Genomic DNA, 18,706 nt, shown 5'->3' with positions numbered 1-18,706 from the left:
CCTACCGAGGGATTCCCGCGGCGTCAGCGGCGCTGCTGCCGTTCCGCGCGGACCCGGCGCAGCCGGTTGACCGTGACCGGGTCGTGGGCGAGGGCGCGCGGGTCGTCGAGGAGCGCGTTGAGCAGCTGGTAGTAGCGGGTGGCGGACAGGCCGAGCTGTTCGCGCACGGCCCGCTCCTTGGCGCCGGGGCCGGGCCAGGAGCGGCGTTCCATGGCGAGGACGGCCTGTTCGCGCTCGCCGAGGGCGGCCGTGGACGGCCCTTCGGCGGCCCGCCCCGGCTCCCCGAGTTCACTGGTCATACAGACCAACTTATGCCGCGCCGGTCACTCCGCGCTCTCGGCCGCCGTGGCCTGGCGGGCCAGCCGGCCGAGGACGTCGCCGGGCCTGGCGCCGGGCTTCACGGCCTTGCCGATGTCCTGCTTCACCTTGCTGCTGACCTGCGCCCAGGAGGTCTTGCCGACGGGCGGCAGCTGGGAGTCGGGCAGGGCCTCCAGGAACTCGCGGAGGTGTGCGGACTTCGGGTCGGACTGCATGGTCGCGGAGGCGGTGACGGTGGCGGGCAGCAGGTCGTTGTCGCCCGCGAACTTCAGCACGTTCTCGTCGGCGAAGACGAAGTCGAGGAAGGCGCCGATCTCCTTGCGGTGGCCGTTCTGCTTGAAGCCCATGATCCAGTCGGCGACGCCCATCGTGGCCTTGGCCTTGCCGTCGGCGCCGGGCAGCGCGACCTTGCCGACCTTCACGCCCTTCTTCTCGGCCTCCTGCATCAGGGACGGGTGGCCGTTGAGCATGCCGACCTCGCCGCGCGCGAAGGCGGCGAAGGCCTCCTTGCGGTCGAGCTCGGCGGGGGCGGTGGGGCCGGTGAGGCCCTTGGCCACGAGGTTGTCGCGCAGCCAGCCGAAGGTGCGGACGTTGGCGTCGGAGTCGAGGTCGTAGTGCCCGGTGCCGTCGGTGTAGCCGCCGCCACCGCTGAGCAGCCACATCATCGTCTCGGCCTGGGCCTCCTCGGGCCCGAGCGGCAGCGCGAAGGGGTAGGTGACGCCCTCCTTGTCCAGCTTCTCGGCGGCGTCGGCGAGCTCGTCCCAGGTGGTCGGCGGCCCGTCGACGCCGGCCTTGTCGAACAGCTCCTCGTTGTAGAAGAGCAGCCGGGTGGAGGCGACGAAGGGCAGGCCGTACTGGGTGCGCTTGTACTCGCCGGCGTCGACGAGCGGGGCCAGGAAGTTGGCCTGGACGGGGATGGAGAGCAGGTCGTCGGCCGAGTACAGCTGGTCGGCCGCCGCGTAGTCCGCGTAGGCGCCGATCTGCGCGATGTCGGGGGCCTGGCCGGCCTTGACGAGCTCGGCGACCTTGCGGTCCACGTCGTTCCAGGACTCGATCTGGACCTGGACCTTCACTCCGGGGTTCTTCGCCTCGAAGGCGGCGACCAGGCCGTCCCAGTACCGCTTCGTGGTGTCGCCGCCGGTGAGGTCGTAGTCGGCGGCCACCAGCTTGAGGGTGACGTCGCCGTCGCCGCCGCCGAGCGTGCCGCAGCCGGAGAGGCCGGCGGTCAGTCCGAGTGCGGTGGCCGCCGCGGCCAGTCCCAGGAATCGTCGCCGCTGCACAGCCGTAACCCACCCTTTGCTCTTCGTCGAGACAATGTTCGGCCGTAAGTTTCTCCCGGGTAGTCACAGGAGGTCTACACCAGTCGCGTATCGCTTCTGCAACGCATTGCCGTGCGGCGCGGCGCACTGCTATGCACGAGGTGGCAGTACCCGGCAGTACCTTCCCGGATTTCCCGCTGGTCTGGACCATTAGGAGTCGCCGCGCATGACCCGCACCTCCGGCCACACCTCCGACGCCCGCACCCCCTCCGCCCCCATGCCTGACGCCCGCACGCCTGACGCCCGCACCCCCTCCGCCCCCATGCCCGAGGCCCGCACGCGCGACGCCCGCACGCCCGCCTCCCGCACCTCCGCCGAGATCGCCACCCAGCCCGCCGCCTGGCGACGCGCCGCCGAGGCCGCGGCCGGCTTCGACGGGCTGCCCGCGCCCGGGGAGCGGGTCGCCGTGACCGGCTGCGGCACCTCCTGGTTCATGGCCCTCGCGTACGCGGCGCTGCGGGAGGCCGCCGGGCTCGGCGAGACCGACGCCTTCGCCGCCTCGGAGTTCCCGGCCGGCCGGAGGTACGACCGGGTCGTGGCCATCACCCGCTCCGGCACCACCACCGAGGTCCTCGACCTGCTCGGCGCCCTCCGGGGACGCCTTCCCACCACGGCGCTCACCGCCGACCCGAAGACCCCGGTCATGACGGCGGCGGACGCGGTCGCCGTGCTCGACTGGGCGGACGAGGAGTCGGTCGTCCAGACCCGCTTCGCCACCACCGCGCTCGCCTTCCTGCGCGCCGGACTCGGCGACCTGTCGGGCGGCCCGTCCGGCCGGCTGCCCGGCGGACAGCCCGGCCTGAAGAGCGTCGCCGACGCCGCCGTCGACGCCGAGCTCGCGCTCACCGAGCCGCTGCCCGAGGCGGTCCTCGGCGCCGACCAGTGGACCTTCCTCGGCCGCGGCTGGACCTACGGGCTCGCCCTGGAGGCCGCGCTGAAGATGCGCGAGGCCGCGGGGGCGTGGACCGAGGCGTATCCGGCGATGGAGTACCGCCACGGCCCGATCGCCGTCACCGCGCCCGGCCGCGTCACCTGGGTCCTCGGCCCGCTCCCCGAGGGCCTGGCCGGCGACGTCGCGCGGGTCGGCGGCACCCTCGTCTCCCGCCCCGGCACCGACCCGCTCGCCGACCTGGTGCGCGCCCAGCGGCTCGCGGTCACCGTCGCCGAGTCCCGCGGCCTAGACCCGGACCGTCCGCGGAGCCTGACGCGCAGCGTGATCCTTTCGCCGTGAGCGGGGGCGGGATCGCGCGCGCAGCCACGCGGCGGACCGCGCGCGAAGCCGCCCCCGCCCGGATTTGTATCCGAGCGCAACAATCCTCAGCAGTGGACTAGACCTTTCGGGTGCCGACGCGCGAGACTGTCCCCCGTGAGACACGTCATCGCCCTCGATGTGGGCGGCACCGGCATGAAGGCCGCCCTCGTCGGGGCGGACGGCACCCTGCTCCACGAGGCCCGGCGCGCCACCGGACGCGAGCGCGGACCCGAGGCCGTCGTCGAGACGATCCTCGGGTTCGCCGAGGACCTGCGGGCGCTCGGCCAGGAGCGGTACGGCGAGCCCGCCGCGGCCGCCGGAGTCGCCGTACCCGGAATCGTCGACGCCGCGAACGGCATCGCCGTCTACGCCGCCAACCTCGGCTGGCGCGACGTCCCGATGCGCGCCCTGCTCAGCGAACGCCTCGGCGGCATCCCCGTGGCCCTGGGCCACGACGTGCGCACCGGCGGCCTCGCCGAGGGCCGGATCGGGGCCGGCAACGGCGCCGACCGCTTCCTCTTCGTGCCGCTCGGCACCGGCATCGCCGGCGCCATCGGCATCGGCGGCGAGATCGAGGCCGGCGCGCACGGCTACGCGGGCGAGATCGGCCACATCGTGGTCCGCCCGGGCGGAACGGAGTGCGGCTGCGGCCAGCGCGGCTGCCTGGAGCGGTACGCCTCCGCCTCCGCCGTCTCGCTCGCCTGGGCGGAGGCCTCCGGCGACCCCGAGGCGGACGCCGCCGACTGCGCCAAGGCCGTCGAGTCCGGCGACCCCCGGGCCGTCCGCGTGTGGCAGGACGCCGTCGACGCCCTCGCGGACGGCCTGGTCACCGCGCTCACCCTGCTGGACCCCCGCACGCTCATCATCGGTGGCGGTCTCGCCGAGGCCGGGGAAACCTTGTTCACACCCCTTCGGGCCGCCGTGGAGCAGCGCGTCACCTTCCAGAAGCTGCCCGCCGTCGTCCCGGCGGCGCTCGGAGACACCGCCGGATGCCTGGGCGCGGGCCTCCTGGCCTGGGACCTGCTCGGCGACTCGACCGACCGACAGCCGACCGACCGACAGTCCACCGACCGACCGTCCACCGACCGACAGTCCCCCGCCCCGCAGCCGACCGGCTCCACCGACCGCCCCACCGCCCCGGAGGTATCCGCCTGATGGCCGTTTCCACAGTTCTCGCCGGGGCCCGCGTGGTGCTGCCGACCGGGATCGTCGAGAACGGACGAGTGATCGTCGAGAACGGCCGCATCGCGGGAGCCGCCCGCGAGGACGTCCCCACGCTCGACCTCACCGGCCACTGGCTGGTGCCCGGCTTCGTCGACATGCACAACCACGGCGGCGGCGGCGCCTCCTTCACCTCCGGCACCGTCGACGAGGTCCTCACCGGCGTCCGCACCCACCGGCAGCACGGCACGACCACCGTCGTCGCCTCCTTCGTCACCGGCGAGATGGATTTCCTCACCCAGCGCGCGGGCCTGCTCTCCGAGCTCGCCGAGCAGGGCGACATCGCCGGCATCCACTTCGAGGGCCCGTTCATCTCGCCCTGCCGCAAGGGCGCCCACGACGAGACGCTGCTGCGCGACCCCGAACCGGCCGAGGTGCGCAAGCTGATCGACGCCGCGCGCGGCCAGGCCCGCATGGTCACCCTCGCCACCGAGCTGCCCGGCGGCATCGACTCCGTACGGCTGCTGGCCGAGCACGGCGTGATCGCCGCGATCGGCCACACCGACGCCACGTACGAGCAGACGCGGGCCGCGATCGACGCGGGCGCCACCGTCGCCACCCACCTCTTCAACGCGATGCCCGCCCTCGGCCACCGCGCGCCCGGCCCCATCGCCGCGCTGCTGGAGGACGAGCGGATCACCGTCGAGCTCATCAACGACGGCACCCACCTCCACCCGGCCGCCCTGGAGCTGGCCTTCCACCACGCCGGCCCGGCGCGGGCCGCCTTCATCACCGACGCGATGGACGCCGCCGGCTTCGGCGACGGCCGCTACATGCTCGGCCCGCTGGAGGTCGAGGTGAAGGACAGCGTCGCGCGGCTCGTCGAGGGCGGCTCCATCGCCGGCTCGACGCTCACCCTCGACCGGGCGTTCAAGCGCGCGGCGACCGTCGACGGGCTGCCCGTCGAGTCCGTCGTCCAGGCGATCTCCGCGAACCCCGCGAAGCTGCTCGGCGTGTACGACCGGGTCGGCTCCCTGGAGCCGGGCAAGGACGCCGACCTCGTGGTCCTCGACGAGGACTTCGAGCTCAAGGGCGTGATGCACAAGGGCGCGTGGGTGGTTGAGCCGCAAGTGGGCTGATTTTCCCCCACGTTGCGTGACGGCGGTGGGCCCGGGGTCTGGGCCAACCGCCGTCCGTTTGGCATGATCAGGGCGCTACCGGCGGTGACACGGGTCGACAGGGGGGTGGGTCAGGTGATTCTCACGGTCACCCTCAACACGGCACTGGACCTCACCTACCGCGTCCCGGCCCTCACCCCGCACGCCTCGCACCGCGTCACCCAGGTCATCGAACGCCCCGGCGGCAAGGGCCTCAACGTCGCCCGCGTGCTCGGCGCCCTCGGCCACGAGACCGTCGTCACCGGCTTCGCGGGCGGCGCCACCGGCGAGACGCTCCGTTCGCTGCTCGCGGCCACCACCGCCGGCCGCCCGGTCCACGACCGGCTGGTCCCCATCGGCGGCGCCACCCGCCGCACCGTCGCCGTCGTCGACGCCGCGAGCGGCGACACCACGCAGCTCAACGAGCCCGGGCCGGCCATCACTCCCGGCGAATGGGCCGCGTTCACCGCCCGCTTCACCGAACTCCTCGACGGGGCACGGGCCGTGGCCCTGTGCGGCAGCCTGCCGCCCGGCATCCACGTCGGCGCGTACGCGGAACTCGTCCGGCTCGCCCGGGCCGCCGGCGTCCCCGCCCTGCTCGACACCAGCGGCGAACCGCTGCGCCGCGGCATCGCCGCCCGCCCCGACATCGTCAAGCCCAACGCGACGGAACTCGCCCAGCTCACCGGCTCCCGCGAACCGCACCGTGCCACCCGCGACGCCCGCCGCCGCGGCGCGCACGCCGTCGTCACCTCCCTCGGCCCCGACGGCGTCCTCGCCGCCACCCCGGAAGGCCTCTGGCAGGCCGCCCCGCCCGCCCCGGTGAAGGGCAACCCGACCGGCGCCGGCGACTCGGCCGTCGCCGCGCTCCTCGCCGGCCTGGTCGACGGCGCCGACTGGCCCACCCGGCTCGCCCACGCCGTCGCGCTCTCGGCCGCGACGGTCCTCTCCCCGGTCGCCGGCGAGTTCGACGAGGCCGCCTACGAGTCCCTGCTCCCCCGCGTCACCGTCCAGGACCGAGCGGCGGCGGCGTGACCGACGGAACGGCGCCCCCGGCCGGCGCGCAACCGGCTCCCTTGTAACCGGCTCGGCGACGCAACCGGCTCGCACGCAACGGAGGAACCGCATGCTCGTCCGCACCGCCGACCTCGTCACCGACGCCCGCGCCGCCGGCACCGGCCTCGCCGCCTTCAACGTCATCACCCTCGAACACGCCGAGGCCATCGCCGCCGGCGCCGAACGCGCCGGCCGCCCCGCGATCCTCCAGATCTCCGAGAACGCCGTGAAGTTCCACGGCGGCCGGCTCTCCGCCGTCGCCGCCGCCACGACCGCCGTCGCCCGCGCCGCCGACGCGCCGCTCGCCCTCCACCTCGACCACGTCGAATCCGTCGACCTGCTCCGCCAGGCACACGCCGAGGGCTTCGGCAGCGTCATGTTCGACGCGAGCAGGCTGGGTCACGGCGACAACGTGAAGGCCACCGCCGAGGCCGTCCGCTGGGGGCACGAGCGGGGCATCTGGGTCGAGGCCGAACTCGGCAGGATCGGCGGCAAGCACGGCGAGCCGCCGCTCGACGCCCACGCGCCCGGCGTCCGCACCGACCCGGCCGAGGCCGCCGCGTACGTCGCCGACACCGGCGTCGACGCCCTCGCCGTCGCCGTCGGCTCCACCCACGCGATGACCGAGCGCACCGCAACCCTCGACCACGCCCTGATCGCCCGCCTCAGGGACGCCGTCCCGGTCCCGCTCGTCCTGCACGGCTCCTCCGGCGTCCCGGACACGGAGATCCGCGCCGCCGTCGCCGCCGGCATGGTCAAGATCAACGTCGGTACGGCCCTGAACTCGGCCTACACGGCCGCCGTCCGCGCCTTCCTCACCGAGGACCCGAAGTCCGTCGACCCGCGCTGGTACCTGCGCCCGGCGCGGGAGGCGATGACGGAAACGGTGACGGCGTTCCTGCGGCTGCTCAGCCGCTGAGCTTCGTCTTGCTGATCTTCAGCCAGTCGAAGACCGCGTCACACTGGTTGCCCTGCTCGCAGGACAGCTTGATGGTGTTCTGGCCCTGCTTGAGGTCCACCGGCGCCCAGGTCGTCTGCCAGTTCTTCTCCAGGTTCGGATCCGACGAGGAGATGAAGTTCTTCAGGCCTATGGGGTTGCTGTTGGCCTTGTCGTTGACCGTCAGCGTGGCGTTGGCGTCCTTCGCCGGGATCGCGTACCGCACGTACAGGTAGTAGCTGCCGGCCTCCGGCACGTCCGCCTGCCAGGTCACCGAAGAACCGATGGCGTTGAACCCGGTGACGTACGCGCCGTCCGCACCCTGGGCGCCCTTGATGTCCCTCGCGAGCGCCGCCGAGCCGCCCAGCTTCAGCGTCGCCGCGTCCTGCTGCGGCAGTTCCGCCGGTGCCTGCGAGGACTGGCTCGGGTCGACCGACGGGGACTCCGAGACCTGGGTGGGCGCGCCCGTCGGGTTGCCGCCCGCGGCGTCCTTCTTGTCGCCGCTGTTGCTGATCACGGCGGCGGTGATGCCCGCCACGACCACCGCGACGACCGCCACGGCGCCGATCAGCAGGCCCTTGGTGTTGGGGCCGCGGCCGCCGCGCGGGGCGGGCTGCTGCGGGCCCGGGCGGTGCTGGGCGCCGCCCGGGTAGGTCTCCGGCGCCGCGTACTGCGGGTGCGGCTGGCCGTAGCCGGGCTGCTGGCCGTACGCCTGCTGCTGCGGCACCTGCGGCTGCTGCGCGTGGCCGCCGTACTGGCGCTCGCCGACCGTGCGGACCTGGTTGTACGAGGTGCGGGGGACGCCCGGCTGCGCCGCCGGACCCGGGTAGCCGTAGCCGCCGCCCTGGGGCCGCTGTGCCCCCGCCGCCTGTCCGTCCGCGTACAGGTAGCCGAACGGATCGTCGTCCTCGGGCGTGTTCGCGCCGTCGTTACCGGCAGCCATCCGGGTCACTCCTATCCACTGCTCGCCAGCCGTCGCCGACCGGCCGAGCCTACCTCGAACGGCCCTGCCGACGATCCGGTGCCGTGTGTACGAGCGGTGAACGAACCGCCCCCGCGACCGCCGGACCGACCGGCCCACCGGGCCTAGCCGGCCCGCCTGTGGACCTTCGAACGGGACCGCTTCTCGATGTACATCCGCTGGTCGGCGCTGTTCAGGACCTCTTCGACGGTCATGCCGCACTCGGCCCAGCCGATGCCGAAACTGGCCCCGACCCGCACCGCCCGTCCGTCGACCCGGATCGGCGGGATGATCGCGTTCCGCAGCCGGACCGCGAGGTCGGCCGCGTCGGCCGCGCCGAGGCCGTCGGCGAGGACGACGAACTCGTCGCCGCCGAGCCGCGCGACCGTGTCCCCGTCCCGTACGCCCGTAGTCAGCCGGCGGGCGACCTCGATGAGCACGGCGTCGCCGGTGTGGTGTCCGAAGCGGTCGTTGATCGACTTGAAGCCGTCCAGGTCGCAGAAGAGGACCGCCAGCCCCTTCGTGCCGTCGTCGATGTCGCCGCCGGTGGGCGCGACCGTGTGCACGTGGTGGTCGTACGGCCCGGCGCCGCCGCCGGCCGGCGAGAAGCCGAAGCCGTGCTCGTGCTCGTAGTCGTACTCGTATTCGTACGGGGGCTCGGACCCGGGCGGGGGCTCCTCGCGCGCCGCCGCGGCGGCGAAGGGGCGCTCGCAGAGCCGGGCGGAGAGCCGGGAGCGGAGTTCGGCGCTGTTGGGGAGGCCGGTGAGGGCGTCGTGCGAGGCGCGGTGGGCGAGCTGGAGCTCGTGGCGCTTGCGTTCCTCGATGTCCTCGACGTGGGTGAGGAGGAAGCGGGGGCCGTCGGCGGTGTCGGCGACGACGGAGTTGCGCAGGGACACCCAGACGTAGGTGCCGTCGCGGCGGCCGAGGCGGAGCTCGGCGCGCCCGCCCTCGGCGGAGGTGCGGAGCAGGGTGCCTATGTCCTCGGGGTGGACGAGGTCGGCGAAGGAGTAGCGGCGCATCACGGAGGCGGGCCGGCCGAGCAGCCGGCACAGGGCGTCGTTGGTGCGGAGCAGCCTGCCGTGCTGGTCACCGCCCATCTCGGCGATGGCCATACCGGAGGGCGCGTACTCGAAGGCCTGCCGGAAGGACTCCTCGCTGGCGCGCAGCGCCTGCTGCTCGCGCTCCAGGCGGACGAGGGCGCGCTGCATGTTGGAGCGGAGCCGGGCGTTGCTGATCGCGATGCCGGCCTGGGAGGCGTACATCTGCAGGGCCTCGCGGCCCCAGGGGCCGGGGTGACGGCCGTTGCGCGGGCGGTCGACGGAGATCACGCCGAGCAGCTCACGGCCGGAGCCCGGGGCTCCTCCCGGGTGGGCGGCGCGGGCTCCGGGTGAGTACATCGGCGCGTAGAGCCGGTCGTGCGGGTGCCACTCGTCCTCGAAGCGGGGCGCGGGGCCCTCGGTGTGCCACTGCGGGACGTCGTCCTCGATGAGCACCCAGCCCTCGGTGTGCGGGATGAAGCGCAGGTCGCCCCAGGCCTGACCCATGGCGAGGCGGCGGTCCCAGGAGGCGCGGGAGCCGACCCGGCCGGTGATCAGGGCCTCGGCGGCGGGGCTGCCGGCGAAGGCGGCGACGACCAGGTCGCCGTCGGGGCGCACGAGGTTGACGCAGGCCAGCTCATAGTTGAGGCCCGCGACGACGCCGTCGGCGACGGCCTGCAGGGTGTCCGCAAGGCTGCGGGCGGTGTTGAGGTCCGCCACGACCTGATGCAGCTGCCGCAGGGTCGCAAGACGGACGTACGGCTCCGACTCGGTCTCCATCGCTCGCTCTCCCCGAGACCTCGACAGCTGACTCCTGGGTTCTCATCGGCTTCATGGGCTTCGTGGTGCACTGTCCCCGCCACTGAATCACAGCGAGCTGTGCACCCGGTACACAGGGTCAACAAATACTGCCCTCTGTGACTCAAGTCACAAGCACGTGGAGGGCCCCAGGCCCTATGCGCGCAGACCTCCGGGTCCTAGGACCCACGAGGGAAGCCGGGTGGTCCCGGGGCCCGATGCCGCCGCGCCGTGGCGCGGACTAGCGTGCGGGCGTGCTGCAGAAGACGCCCGCCTCATGGACCACCGCCGTCGACCTGGCCATCCCTCATGCTGAGGGGGTGAGCAACGACGCGTTCAAGGCCGCCATGTCCCGCCTCGCCTCGGGCGTGGTGCTGGTGACGGCCCACGATCCGGACGACGGCCCGCACGGCGAGGACGTCGGCATGACCGCCACCGCCTTCCTCTCCGTCTCCCTCGACCCGCCGCTGGTCCTGGTCAGCCTGCGCAACGGCTCGCGCATGGACGACCTGCTCGCCGACGTCCCCGTGTGGGCGGTCTCGCTGCTCTCCGAGAGCCAGCGGCACGTCGCCGGCCGCTTCGCGATGAAGGGCCGGGTGAGCGACCGGCTGCTCTTCGCCGACCTCCCGTACACTCGCGGCACGCACAGCAACGCCCCGCTGATGGGCGGCGCGCTCGCGACCCTGGAGTGCCGTACGGAGAACCGCGTCCTGGCGGGCGACCACACCCTCGTCATCGGCCGCGTCCTCGACACGCGGCTGCCGTCGGCGGAGGGCGGCCCGCTGACGTACTTCCGCGGCAGGTACCGCACGCTCGGCTAGGCCGCCTCTTCCGGACCCTGACCGGGTCAGACTCCGACCCCCGGCCGATCGCGTGCGGCTCAGGCCCAGTCGCGGCCCTGACGGCCGCGCTTGGTCTCCGCGCGCTGCTTCTTCTCCCGCAGCCGGCGCTCGTTGATGCCGCGCGGGATCCTCGTCGGGCGGCGCGGCTTCGGCGGCGGGGCCGTGGCCTCCGCCAGGAGCGCGGCGAGCCGGACGGCGGCCGTCTCCCGGTTGCGCCACTGGGAGCGGTGCTCCGAGGCGCGTACGGTGACGACCCCGTCCACGAGGCGCGACGCGAGCCGCTCCAGGGCGCGCGCCTTCCACACCTCCGGCAGGGCCTCGGTCGCCGCGAGGTCGAAGCGGAGCTCCACCTGCGAGTCGCTGGTGTTGACGTGCTGGCCGCCCGGCCCGGACGACCGCGAGAAACGCCACATGAGCTCGGCCTCGGGCAGCGAGACGGAGCCGCGGATCGGATAGGGACCGGACATGCCTTCCATGTTCCCCGCCGGGCCCGCCGTGCGTCACCCTGTTTTCGCATCTGGAACCACCCGGCCGCCGTAGGCGTTATCGGGTACGAACACACCGCGAAGAAAGGGACATCCCATGGCTGTAAGCCTCTCCAAGGGCGGCAACGTCTCCCTGACCAAGGAGGCCCCGGGCCTCACCGCCGTCACCGTGGGCCTCGGCTGGGACGTCCGGACGACCACCGGCACGGACTTCGACCTCGACGCGTCCGCCATCGGCGTGGACGCCACCGGCAAGGTCGTCTCCGACGGCCACTTCGTCTTCTTCAACAACAAGTCCACGCCGGACCAGACCATCGTCCACACCGGTGACAACCGCACCGGCGAGGGCGGCGGCGACGACGAGCAGATCAACGTGAACCTGGCGGGCCTCCCGGCCGGCGTCGACAAGATCGTCTTCCCGGTCTCCATCTACGACGCGGTCAACCGCTCGCAGAACTTCGGCCAGGTCCGCAACGCCTACATCCGCATCGTCAACCAGGCCGGCGGCGCCGAGATCGCCCGCTACGACCTGTCGGAGGACGCCGCGGTGGAGACCGCCATGGTCTTCGGCGAGCTGTACCGCAACGGTGCGGAGTGGAAGTTCCGCGCCGTCGGCCAGGGCTACGCCTCCGGTCTCGAGGGCATCGCCCGCGACTTCGGCGTCAACATCTGACGTACGCCCCCGGAGCCCCGGCGCGTCCCGTGCCGGGGCTCTACGCTTGCGCGAGTGATCGTCGAACCGCTGACCGCCAGGGACCCGCACGACATCCCCGGCCCGCTCCTGACCGAGCTCACCGAGCTGTACGCGTCGAACGAGGAGTTCCAGCAGCTCAGCGGCGACTTCCCGGATCCGGCCCGGATCCTGCCCGAGCAGGTCGCCGCCGCCCTCGCCGACGAGCTCGCGCACCCCACCGCCGAGGTGCTGCTCGCCCGTTCCGCCGGCCGCCTCGTCGCGATCGCCGTCACCCTCGGCCGGCACCCCGACCCGGCCGAACCCGACCCGTGGCTCGGCCTGTTGATGGTCCACGCCGCCGGGCACCGCGCGGGCCACGGCCGCCGCCTCGCCGCGTACGTCGAGGAGGGCTTCCGCTCCCAGGGCCGTGCGGGACTGCGCCTGGCCGTCCTGGAGAACAACCCGCGCGCCCTCGCGTTCTGGACCTCCCTCGGCTACGAGGAGACCGCGCGCCGCCCCGACCTGGCCCACGGCCGGCCGTGCGTCGTGATGCGGAAGGCCCTCCAGAGCCCGTAGGCCCCGGTCCGCGGCCTGGGGCCCTTCTGGTCCGCGGCCCTAGGGATGCTCCGGGCGCCCGTCCCCGTACAGCCACACGTCCCACAGTTCGCTCAGGTCCCGGTCCGCGACCGACTCCACGTACTCCGTGAAGTCCTCGGTGCCGGCCGTGCCGTGACGGTACTTCGCCGGCCAGCCCGCGAGGATCTCGTAGAAGGCGTCGTCGCCGAGGGTCTGGCGGATCTTGTGCAGGACCATCGCCCCGCGCTGGTACACGGGCGCGCCGAACAGGTCCTCGGCGGCGGGCGGTTCGGCCGGGGGGAAGGCCCACGGGGCGTCGTCCGCGAAGGCCTTCTCGAAGCTCTTCTGCGCCGGGAGGTCCTCGAAGTCCTCCCTGTAGAGCCACTCGGCGTACGTCGCGAAGCCCTCGTTCAGCCACATGTCCTTCCAGGTCGCGGGCGACACGGAGTCGCCGTACCACTGGTGGGCCAGTTCGTGGACGAGGGTGGTGGTGTCGAAGGAGCCGGCGGGGAAGATTGGCCGGGTCTGGGTCTCGAGGGCGTAACCGACGTCGTCGTCGCGGTCGACGATCGCCCCGGCGGCGGCGAACGGGTAGGGCCCGAAGTTCTCCTGCTGCCATTCCAGGAGTTCCGGGATCCGGGCGCGCAGCGCGGCGGTCCGCGCGGCCACCACCGGGTCGGCGGCGGTGAGGACGGGCACCTTGCCGAGCGCGGTCGTGGTGGCCGTGTCGTAGCGGCCGATCGCGAGGGTCGCGAGATAGCTCGCCATCGGCTCGGCGGCGTGCCAGACGGAGGTGGTGCGGCCGTCGGCGGTCCTGCGCTCGGCGGTGAGCACCCCGTTGGAGAGGGCCTTGAGCCCGGCCGGGACGGTGACGGTGATGTCGTACGCGGCCTTGTCGGAGGGGTGGTGGTTGCCGGGGAACCAGGCCATGGAGCCGGTCGGTTCGCCGAGCGCGAGCGCGCCGTCGGCGGTCTTCAGCCAGCCCTCCTCGGCGCCGTCCGAGTCGGTGATGGTCTCCGGGACGCCGCCGTACGTGACGACGGTACGGAACTCCGCGCCCTCCTCGATGTCGTCGCGCGGGCGCACGGTCAGCTCGTTCCCGGCCCGGTTGACGGCGGCGGGCGCCCCGCCGACGGTGGCGCCGCGGACGGTGAGCCCGGCCAGGTCGAGGTTGAAGGCGCTGAGGTCCTGGGTGGCCTTCGCGGTGATCTCGGCACGGCCGTCGAGCCGGCCGGTGGCGGGGTCGTAGGAGAGGGTGAGGGCGTAGCGGGTGACGTCGTAGCCGCCGTTGCCGAGCTTGGGGAAGTACGGGTCGCGCAGCCCGGCCGCGCCGGGCGTGCCCCGCACGCCGCCGCCGGAGCCGCCCGCGGTGCAGGCCGCGGCGAGCAGGGCGAGGGCGAGGGCCAGGGCTCCGGTCCTGACGCGACGGCGGGTGTTCACGAACTGATCCTAAGCGGGCATACGAAAACAGTCGTACGAATGCGCCGATGGCGCCCGGCGGGGGTCCGGGCACCATCGGGGACCGTCGGGCCGGCGTCAGTCGTCGAGCGACGCCACGCCCGCCTGGGCGAACTTCTCGTCCAGGTCGCCGGAGGGCGCGCCGGCCACGCCGATGCCGGCGATCGGGGCGCCGTTCGCGGTGACGGGCGCGCCGCCGGCCAGGAAGAGGGTGCCGGGGATGTCCTTCAGGTTCGGGGCCTGGGCGAGGCGGCCCGCGAGGACGGAGGTCGGGGCGTTCCAGGAGACGGCGGTGAACGCCTTGCGCTCGGCCGACTCGTAGGACTGCGGGCCGGCGCCGTCGCCGCGCAGGGTGACGATGGTGTTGCCGTTGCGGTCGACGACGGCGACGGAGACGCGCTGGTTCTCCTTCTCGGCGGCCTTCAGGGTGGCCTGCGCGGCCTTCGTCGCGGCCTCGATCGTCAGGTGGGTGTCCTGGCGCAGGTTGTCGCTGCCCGCGTCGGCCTTCTTGGCGACGGCGGCGGCCGGGGCGGCCTGCGGGGCGGAGGAGGCGTTGGCGGAGACGGCGCCGAAGGTACCGGCCGCGAGGACGACGGCGGCGGTGGTGCCGAGGAGGAACTTCTTCTTCATTGCGGGCTCCAGTGGTTCGGGACGGTGTTCCGTTCGCTCTGCATCGATCCTCGGCCCGGAACCGGGGCCCGCCGGTCGACGTTCCGGCTGGGTCCGGCGCGCACAGTGGATGACGGGGGTGTCAGCCGATCGGTTGATGCCGCCCTGGTCCTCCTGGGTCAGGATGGACACGTATCCCCAGGTCAGATGCGTGCGCTGTACGGCAGAAGCGAAACGAGGCAGGTGAACGATGGACCGGACGACGGACCGGGCCACGACCCCGGCCCAGGAGCGGGACCCGGGCACGGAGCGGGACCCGGAGCGGAACCCGGCCCCGGAGCGGAACCCGGCCCCGGAGCGGGACCCGGACGCCCGCTGGCTGGCGCGGGTCATGCACGTGGCCTTCTTCCTCCTCCTCGGCGCGTCCCTCGTCCGCTTCCTGCTGCGCCACCCGTGGGAGGACCGCAGCCCCTGGATCGTCGCGCTGTCCGGCGCCCTGGCGTCCCTCTACCTCCTCGGCCCCGTCCTCGGCACCCGCGCCACGCCCCGCAGGATCGCGTGGCTGGGCACGGTCGTCGCCGTCTGGATGGTCCTCGTGGTGCTCGCGCCGAGCTTCGCCTGGTGCGCGGTGCCGCTGTTCTACACGGGCCTGCGCACGCTTCCGCCGCGCGCCGCGCTCGGCCTGGTCGCGCTGCTCACGGTGTTCGTCGTGGCCGCGCAGGTGCAGCTGTCGGAGGGCGGCTTCGACCCGAACCTGGTGATCGCCCCGCCGGCCGTCGCCGCCATCGCCACCGCCGTCTTCGTGCACGCCGAACGGCAGGCCGCGCGGCAGCGGACGCTCATCGAGGACCTGATCAGCACGCGCCGCGAGCTGGCCGCGACCGAGCGCCGCGAGGGCACCCTGGCCGAGCGGCAGCGGCTCTCCATGGAGATCCACGACACCCTCGCGCAGGGCCTGTCCAGCCAGCAGATGCTGCTCCAGGCCGCCGACCGCACCTGGGACGCCGACCCGGCGACCGCCCGCCGCCACGTCCGTACGGCCGAGTCGATCGCGGAACGCAACCTCGCCGAGGCCCGTCGCTTCGTCCACGACCTCGCGCCGGCCGACCTCGCCGAGGGCGGCGGTCTCGAGGAGGCGCTGCGCGGGCTCGCGACCCGCGAGTCGGCCGTGTTCCGGGTCGACGGGGCGGCGGTGCCGCTGCCGGACCGGGTGCAGTCGGCGCTGCTGCGGATCGCGCAGGGCGCACTCGCCAACATCCGCGAGCACGCCGGGGCCTCCTCGGCCGCGCTCACCCTGACCTATCTGGACGACCAGGTCGTCCTCGACGTCGCCGACGACGGCCGCGGCTTCGACCCGGCGGCCTCGCGCGCCGACGACGGGGTGCGCGGCCACGGGCTGCCCGCGATGCGGGTGCGCGCCCGGCAGCTGGGCGGCACGCTGACGATCGAGTCCGCCCCGGGCGAGGGCACCGTGCTCTCGGCCGCGATCCCGTTGGAGGTACGACAGTGAGCGCGCCCGCAGCGCCCGTACGGATCCTGCTCTGCGACGACCACGCGGTGGTCCGGGCGGGGCTGCTCGCGCTGCTCGGCAGCGCTCCCGGCATCGAGGTGGTCGGCGAGGCCGGCAGCGGCGAGGAGGCCGTCGCGATGGCCTCCCACCTGCGGCCGGACGTGGTCCTGATGGACCTCCAGCTCGGCCCGGGCATCGACGGCGTCGAGGCGACCCGGCGGATCGCGCCGACCGGCGTCCACGTCCTCGTCCTCACCACGTACGACACGGACGCGGACATCACCCGGGCCATCGAGGCGGGCGCGACGGGCTACCTCCTGAAGGCCGAGCGCCCGGAGGAGCTGTTCGCCGCGATCCACTCGGCCGCGCAGGGCCGTACGACGCTGTCGCCGCCGGTCGCCAGCCGGGTGATGGACCGGATGCGGGGCGCGGCGGGCCCGTCCCTCACCGACCGGGAGCGCGACATCCTCGGGCAGCTCGCGCACGGCCTGGGCAACCGCGAGATCGCCCGCGCGCTGTTCATCAGCGAGGCCACGGTCAAGACCCACCTGGGCCGGATCTACGCGAAGCTCGGCGTCGACACGCGGGCGGGCGCGGTGGCGGTGGCGAAGGAGCAGCGCCTGCTGCCGTAGCGGTGCGCGACGGGGTCCTTCACCCGGGCGGGCGGACCCTGCCCGGCTTTCCGCTCGTCACGACGCCACGCGCTGCTACCGTGCGTTGCCACTTCAGCGCACTGTGTCATGTCCTCGTGGGAGCACCCGTGAAGATCACCATCGTCGGCGGCGGGCCCGGCGGCCTCTACTTCTCGATCCTGATGAAGCGCCAGGACCCCTCCCACGACGTCACCGTGTACGAGCGGAACGCGGAGGGCTCCACCTACGGCTGGGGCGTCACCTACTGGGCCGGGCTCCTCGACAAGCTGCGCGCGGGCGACCCGGAGTCGGCGGAGGCGATCGCCGCCGCGTCGGTCACCTGGACCGACGGCGTGGCGATCGTCCGCGACGAGCGGACCGTCCACCGCGGCGACGCGGGCTTCGGCATCGGGCGCCGCCGGATGCTCGCGCTGCTCGCCGACCGGGCCCGGGAGCTGGGCGTACGGGTCGAGCACGAGCACGCCGTCGACGGCCCCGACGCGCCCGAGCTCGCGGAGGCCGACCTCGTCGTGGCCGCCGACGGCGTGAACAGCGCGCTGCGCGAGGCGCACGCCGGCCGCTTCGGCACCAAGGTCACCAGCGGCCGCAACCACTACGTCTGGCTCGGCACGACGAAGGTCTTCGACTCCTTCAGCTTCGCCTTCAAGGAGACCGAGCACGGCTGGATCTGGTGCTACGCCTACGGGTTCAGCGGCGAGCAGTCGACGTGCGTGGTGGAGTGCGGCCCGGAGACCTGGTCGGGCCTCGGGCTGGACCGGCTGAACGAGGCCGACAGCCTGAACCTGCTGGAGAAGCTGTTCTCCGACCTGCTCGACGGCGAGCCGCTGATCGGCCGCGAGCAGCACGGTGACGGCGCCCCGGCCCAGTGGCTGCACTTCCGCACCCTCACCAACCGGGTCTGGCACCACGACAGGACGGTGCTGCTCGGCGACGCGGCCCACACCACCCACTACTCGATCGGCGCGGGCACCACCCTGGCCCTGGAGGACGCCCTCGCCCTCGCCGCGGCCCTGCGCGACCCGTCGGTCCCCGTGCCCGCGGCCCTCGCCGCGTACGGGCGGCGGCGCCGCTCGGAGCTGGTGTCCGCGCAGAGCGCGGCCCGCTACAGCGCCCAGTGGTACGAGAACCTGCCCCGCTACATGCGCCTGGAGCCGGCGCGGATGTTCGCCCTGCTCGGCCAGCGCCACTCCCCGCTGCTCCCGCACGTCCCGCCCCAGCTCTACTACCGTCTCGACCGCGCCGCGGAGCAGCTGGAGCCCCTGCGCCGCCTCAAGCGCTGGCTGGGCCCGCGGGTGGCGAGGGCGGTCCACCGGGGCTGAGGGAAACCGGCGGCGTCCGGGCATGGGACCATCGACCCGTGCTCGACATCGGCTACTCCCTCTCCCGCCGCTTCCCGGACCCCCCGCAGACCGACTACCGGGCCGTGGACGTCCACACCCTGCGCCACGACCTGTTCTGCGGCGACGTGTACCTCGCGGACACGGAGAAGGACGAGGAGCTGTCCACGGCCTGGGGATGGGTGCCGGTCCTCGACTTCGCGTGGGCGCTGTGCGACATCGTCGAGCAGATCGACCGCGACCCGCGCGGCAGCCGCGCCGCCCGGCCCCAGTACGCGGAGCTGGACTTCACGGAGTCGTCGGACGTCATGATCTTCGAGCGCCGCTTCGGGTGGGTGGACGTCGAGGCCGACTGGATGCCGGGCGACCAGCCGCCGCTCACCTTCAGCCACACCGAACTGCGCCGCGAGGCCCGCGACTTCCTGCACGACCTGCTCGCCGACCTCACGGACATGCACGAGGGCCTGGCCGACAACCCGGCGATCTGGGACCTCCAGGCCCGCTTCCCCCGCGTGTCCTAGCCCGCGCGCGTGCCCTGGCCGAGGCCCGCGCGTCCTGGCACGAACC

Annotated in this window: 19 protein-coding genes; 12 read left to right on the top strand and 7 right to left on the bottom strand. The window is 73.7% G+C overall.

Translation table 11 applies throughout. The annotated features are described in order from the left end of the window. Positions 1-23 precede the first annotated feature (23 nt). Both ACFWJO_RS07440 and ACFWJO_RS07435 read right to left on the bottom strand, forming a co-directional pair. Positions 24-299 carry a DUF3263 domain-containing protein gene (locus ACFWJO_RS07440; RefSeq protein ID WP_386863853.1) on the bottom strand — a complete coding sequence of 92 codons (276 nt, stop codon included), beginning with the start codon at positions 297-299 and terminating at the stop codon, positions 24-26. A 24-nt stretch (positions 300-323) separates the two neighbouring features. Beyond that, a complete protein-coding gene (locus tag ACFWJO_RS07435) occupies positions 324-1,598 on the bottom strand; it encodes an extracellular solute-binding protein (protein WP_386863852.1) in 1,275 nt (424 codons plus the stop codon). Between the two features lie 301 nt (positions 1,599-1,899). On the opposite strand from ACFWJO_RS07435, the gene ACFWJO_RS07430 reads away from it, so the two are divergent. The 5 genes from ACFWJO_RS07430 (at position 1,900) to ACFWJO_RS07410 (ending at position 7,182) form a co-directional block, all read left to right on the top strand. Beyond that, positions 1,900-2,868, top strand: a complete 969-nt coding sequence (locus ACFWJO_RS07430; protein ID WP_386863929.1) for an SIS domain-containing protein — start codon at positions 1,900-1,902, stop codon at positions 2,866-2,868. Between the two features lie 135 nt (positions 2,869-3,003). Continuing rightward, entirely contained in the window at positions 3,004-4,044 is a 1,041-nt protein-coding gene (locus ACFWJO_RS07425; RefSeq protein WP_386863851.1) for an ROK family protein, read from the top strand. Beyond that, entirely contained in the window at positions 4,044-5,189 is a 1,146-nt protein-coding gene (nagA, locus tag ACFWJO_RS07420) for an N-acetylglucosamine-6-phosphate deacetylase (protein WP_386863850.1), read from the top strand. The genes ACFWJO_RS07425 and nagA overlap by 1 nt, the downstream gene beginning before the upstream one ends. A gap of 114 nt (positions 5,190-5,303) precedes the next feature. Then, entirely contained in the window at positions 5,304-6,242 is a 939-nt protein-coding gene (locus ACFWJO_RS07415; RefSeq protein WP_386863849.1) for a 1-phosphofructokinase family hexose kinase, read from the top strand. Positions 6,243-6,333: 91 nt separating this feature from the next. After that, the gene (locus ACFWJO_RS07410) at positions 6,334-7,182 is read left to right on the top strand and encodes a ketose-bisphosphate aldolase (protein ID WP_386863848.1); all 849 of its coding nucleotides are present in this window, start codon (positions 6,334-6,336) and stop codon (positions 7,180-7,182) included. Here the strand turns inward: ACFWJO_RS07410 and ACFWJO_RS07405 are convergent. Next, positions 7,172-8,143, bottom strand: coding sequence for a CBM35 domain-containing protein (locus ACFWJO_RS07405; RefSeq protein ID WP_386863847.1), 972 nt, complete (start codon positions 8,141-8,143; stop codon positions 7,172-7,174). The two genes, ACFWJO_RS07410 and ACFWJO_RS07405, sit on opposite strands and share 11 nt — an antisense overlap. Positions 8,144-8,286: 143 nt before the next feature. Beyond that, positions 8,287-9,978, bottom strand: coding sequence for a diguanylate cyclase CdgB (gene cdgB, locus ACFWJO_RS07400; RefSeq protein ID WP_386863846.1), 1,692 nt, complete (start codon positions 9,976-9,978; stop codon positions 8,287-8,289). Between the two features lie 275 nt (positions 9,979-10,253). Here cdgB and ACFWJO_RS07395 point away from each other — a divergent pair, with 275 nt between their 5' ends. Beyond that, positions 10,254-10,817 carry a flavin reductase family protein gene (locus tag ACFWJO_RS07395; protein WP_386863928.1) on the top strand — a complete coding sequence of 188 codons (564 nt, stop codon included), beginning with the start codon at positions 10,254-10,256 and terminating at the stop codon, positions 10,815-10,817. A 59-nt stretch (positions 10,818-10,876) separates the two neighbouring features. On the opposite strand, the gene arfB is transcribed toward ACFWJO_RS07395, so the two are convergent. Next, positions 10,877-11,314 carry an alternative ribosome rescue aminoacyl-tRNA hydrolase ArfB gene (gene arfB / locus ACFWJO_RS07390; protein ID WP_386863845.1) on the bottom strand — a complete coding sequence of 146 codons (438 nt, stop codon included), beginning with the start codon at positions 11,312-11,314 and terminating at the stop codon, positions 10,877-10,879. A gap of 106 nt (positions 11,315-11,420) precedes the next feature. Between arfB and ACFWJO_RS07385 the strand changes: the two genes are divergently transcribed. Beyond that, entirely contained in the window at positions 11,421-11,996 is a 576-nt protein-coding gene (locus ACFWJO_RS07385; RefSeq protein ID WP_365347616.1) for a TerD family protein, read from the top strand. Positions 11,997-12,050: 54 nt separating this feature from the next. Beyond that, complete coding sequence (locus ACFWJO_RS07380) at positions 12,051-12,572, top strand: GNAT family N-acetyltransferase (protein ID WP_386863844.1); 522 nt, start codon at positions 12,051-12,053, stop codon at positions 12,570-12,572. A gap of 39 nt (positions 12,573-12,611) precedes the next feature. Here the strand turns inward: ACFWJO_RS07380 and ACFWJO_RS07375 are convergent, their stop codons facing one another. Beyond that, positions 12,612-14,012 carry a M1 family metallopeptidase gene (locus ACFWJO_RS07375; protein WP_386863843.1) on the bottom strand — a complete coding sequence of 467 codons (1,401 nt, stop codon included), beginning with the start codon at positions 14,010-14,012 and terminating at the stop codon, positions 12,612-12,614. Between the two features lie 96 nt (positions 14,013-14,108). Next, positions 14,109-14,660, bottom strand: a complete 552-nt coding sequence (locus ACFWJO_RS07370; RefSeq protein WP_386863842.1) for a heme-binding protein — start codon at positions 14,658-14,660, stop codon at positions 14,109-14,111. A 229-nt stretch (positions 14,661-14,889) separates the two neighbouring features. On the opposite strand from ACFWJO_RS07370, the gene ACFWJO_RS07365 reads away from it, so the two are divergent. The 4 genes from ACFWJO_RS07365 (at position 14,890) to ACFWJO_RS07350 (ending at position 18,660) form a co-directional block, all read left to right on the top strand. After that, complete coding sequence (locus ACFWJO_RS07365) at positions 14,890-16,149, top strand: sensor histidine kinase (RefSeq protein WP_386863841.1); 1,260 nt, start codon at positions 14,890-14,892, stop codon at positions 16,147-16,149. Beyond that, positions 16,146-16,781, top strand: coding sequence for a response regulator (locus tag ACFWJO_RS07360; protein ID WP_386863840.1), 636 nt, complete (start codon positions 16,146-16,148; stop codon positions 16,779-16,781). Before ACFWJO_RS07365 ends, ACFWJO_RS07360 begins: the two co-directional genes overlap by 4 nt. Before the next feature lie 128 nt (positions 16,782-16,909). Further along, positions 16,910-18,121, top strand: coding sequence for an FAD-dependent monooxygenase (locus ACFWJO_RS07355; protein WP_386863839.1), 1,212 nt, complete (start codon positions 16,910-16,912; stop codon positions 18,119-18,121). A gap of 38 nt (positions 18,122-18,159) precedes the next feature. Next, on the top strand, positions 18,160-18,660 hold the full coding sequence (locus tag ACFWJO_RS07350; protein WP_386863838.1) for a hypothetical protein: 501 nt from the start codon (positions 18,160-18,162) through the stop codon (positions 18,658-18,660). Positions 18,661-18,706: the final 46 nt, after the last annotated feature.

Source organism: Streptomyces sp. NPDC127092 (genome assembly GCF_042722475.1).
GTDB lineage: Bacteria > Actinomycetota > Actinomycetes > Streptomycetales > Streptomycetaceae > Streptomyces.
This window is presented reverse-complemented; position numbering and strand designations above follow the sequence as displayed.

Excerpts from the sequence above, each read along its gene's own strand:
- ACFWJO_RS07440 (WP_386863853.1), bottom strand. The coding sequence starts at position 299 with ATGACCAGTGAACTCGGGGAGCCGGGGCGGGCCGCCGAAGGGCCGTCC.
- ACFWJO_RS07430 (WP_386863929.1), top strand. The coding sequence starts at position 1,900 with ATGCCCGAGGCCCGCACGCGCGACGCCCGCACGCCCGCCTCCCGCACC.
- nagA (WP_386863850.1), top strand. The coding sequence starts at position 4,044 with ATGGCCGTTTCCACAGTTCTCGCCGGGGCCCGCGTGGTGCTGCCGACC.
- ACFWJO_RS07410 (WP_386863848.1), top strand. The coding sequence starts at position 6,334 with ATGCTCGTCCGCACCGCCGACCTCGTCACCGACGCCCGCGCCGCCGGC.
- ACFWJO_RS07405 (WP_386863847.1), bottom strand. The coding sequence starts at position 8,143 with ATGGCTGCCGGTAACGACGGCGCGAACACGCCCGAGGACGACGATCCG.
- cdgB (WP_386863846.1), bottom strand. The coding sequence starts at position 9,978 with ATGGAGACCGAGTCGGAGCCGTACGTCCGTCTTGCGACCCTGCGGCAG.
- arfB (WP_386863845.1), bottom strand. The coding sequence starts at position 11,314 with ATGGAAGGCATGTCCGGTCCCTATCCGATCCGCGGCTCCGTCTCGCTG.
- ACFWJO_RS07385 (WP_365347616.1), top strand. The coding sequence starts at position 11,421 with ATGGCTGTAAGCCTCTCCAAGGGCGGCAACGTCTCCCTGACCAAGGAG.
- ACFWJO_RS07370 (WP_386863842.1), bottom strand. The coding sequence starts at position 14,660 with ATGAAGAAGAAGTTCCTCCTCGGCACCACCGCCGCCGTCGTCCTCGCG.
- ACFWJO_RS07365 (WP_386863841.1), top strand. The coding sequence starts at position 14,890 with ATGGACCGGACGACGGACCGGGCCACGACCCCGGCCCAGGAGCGGGAC.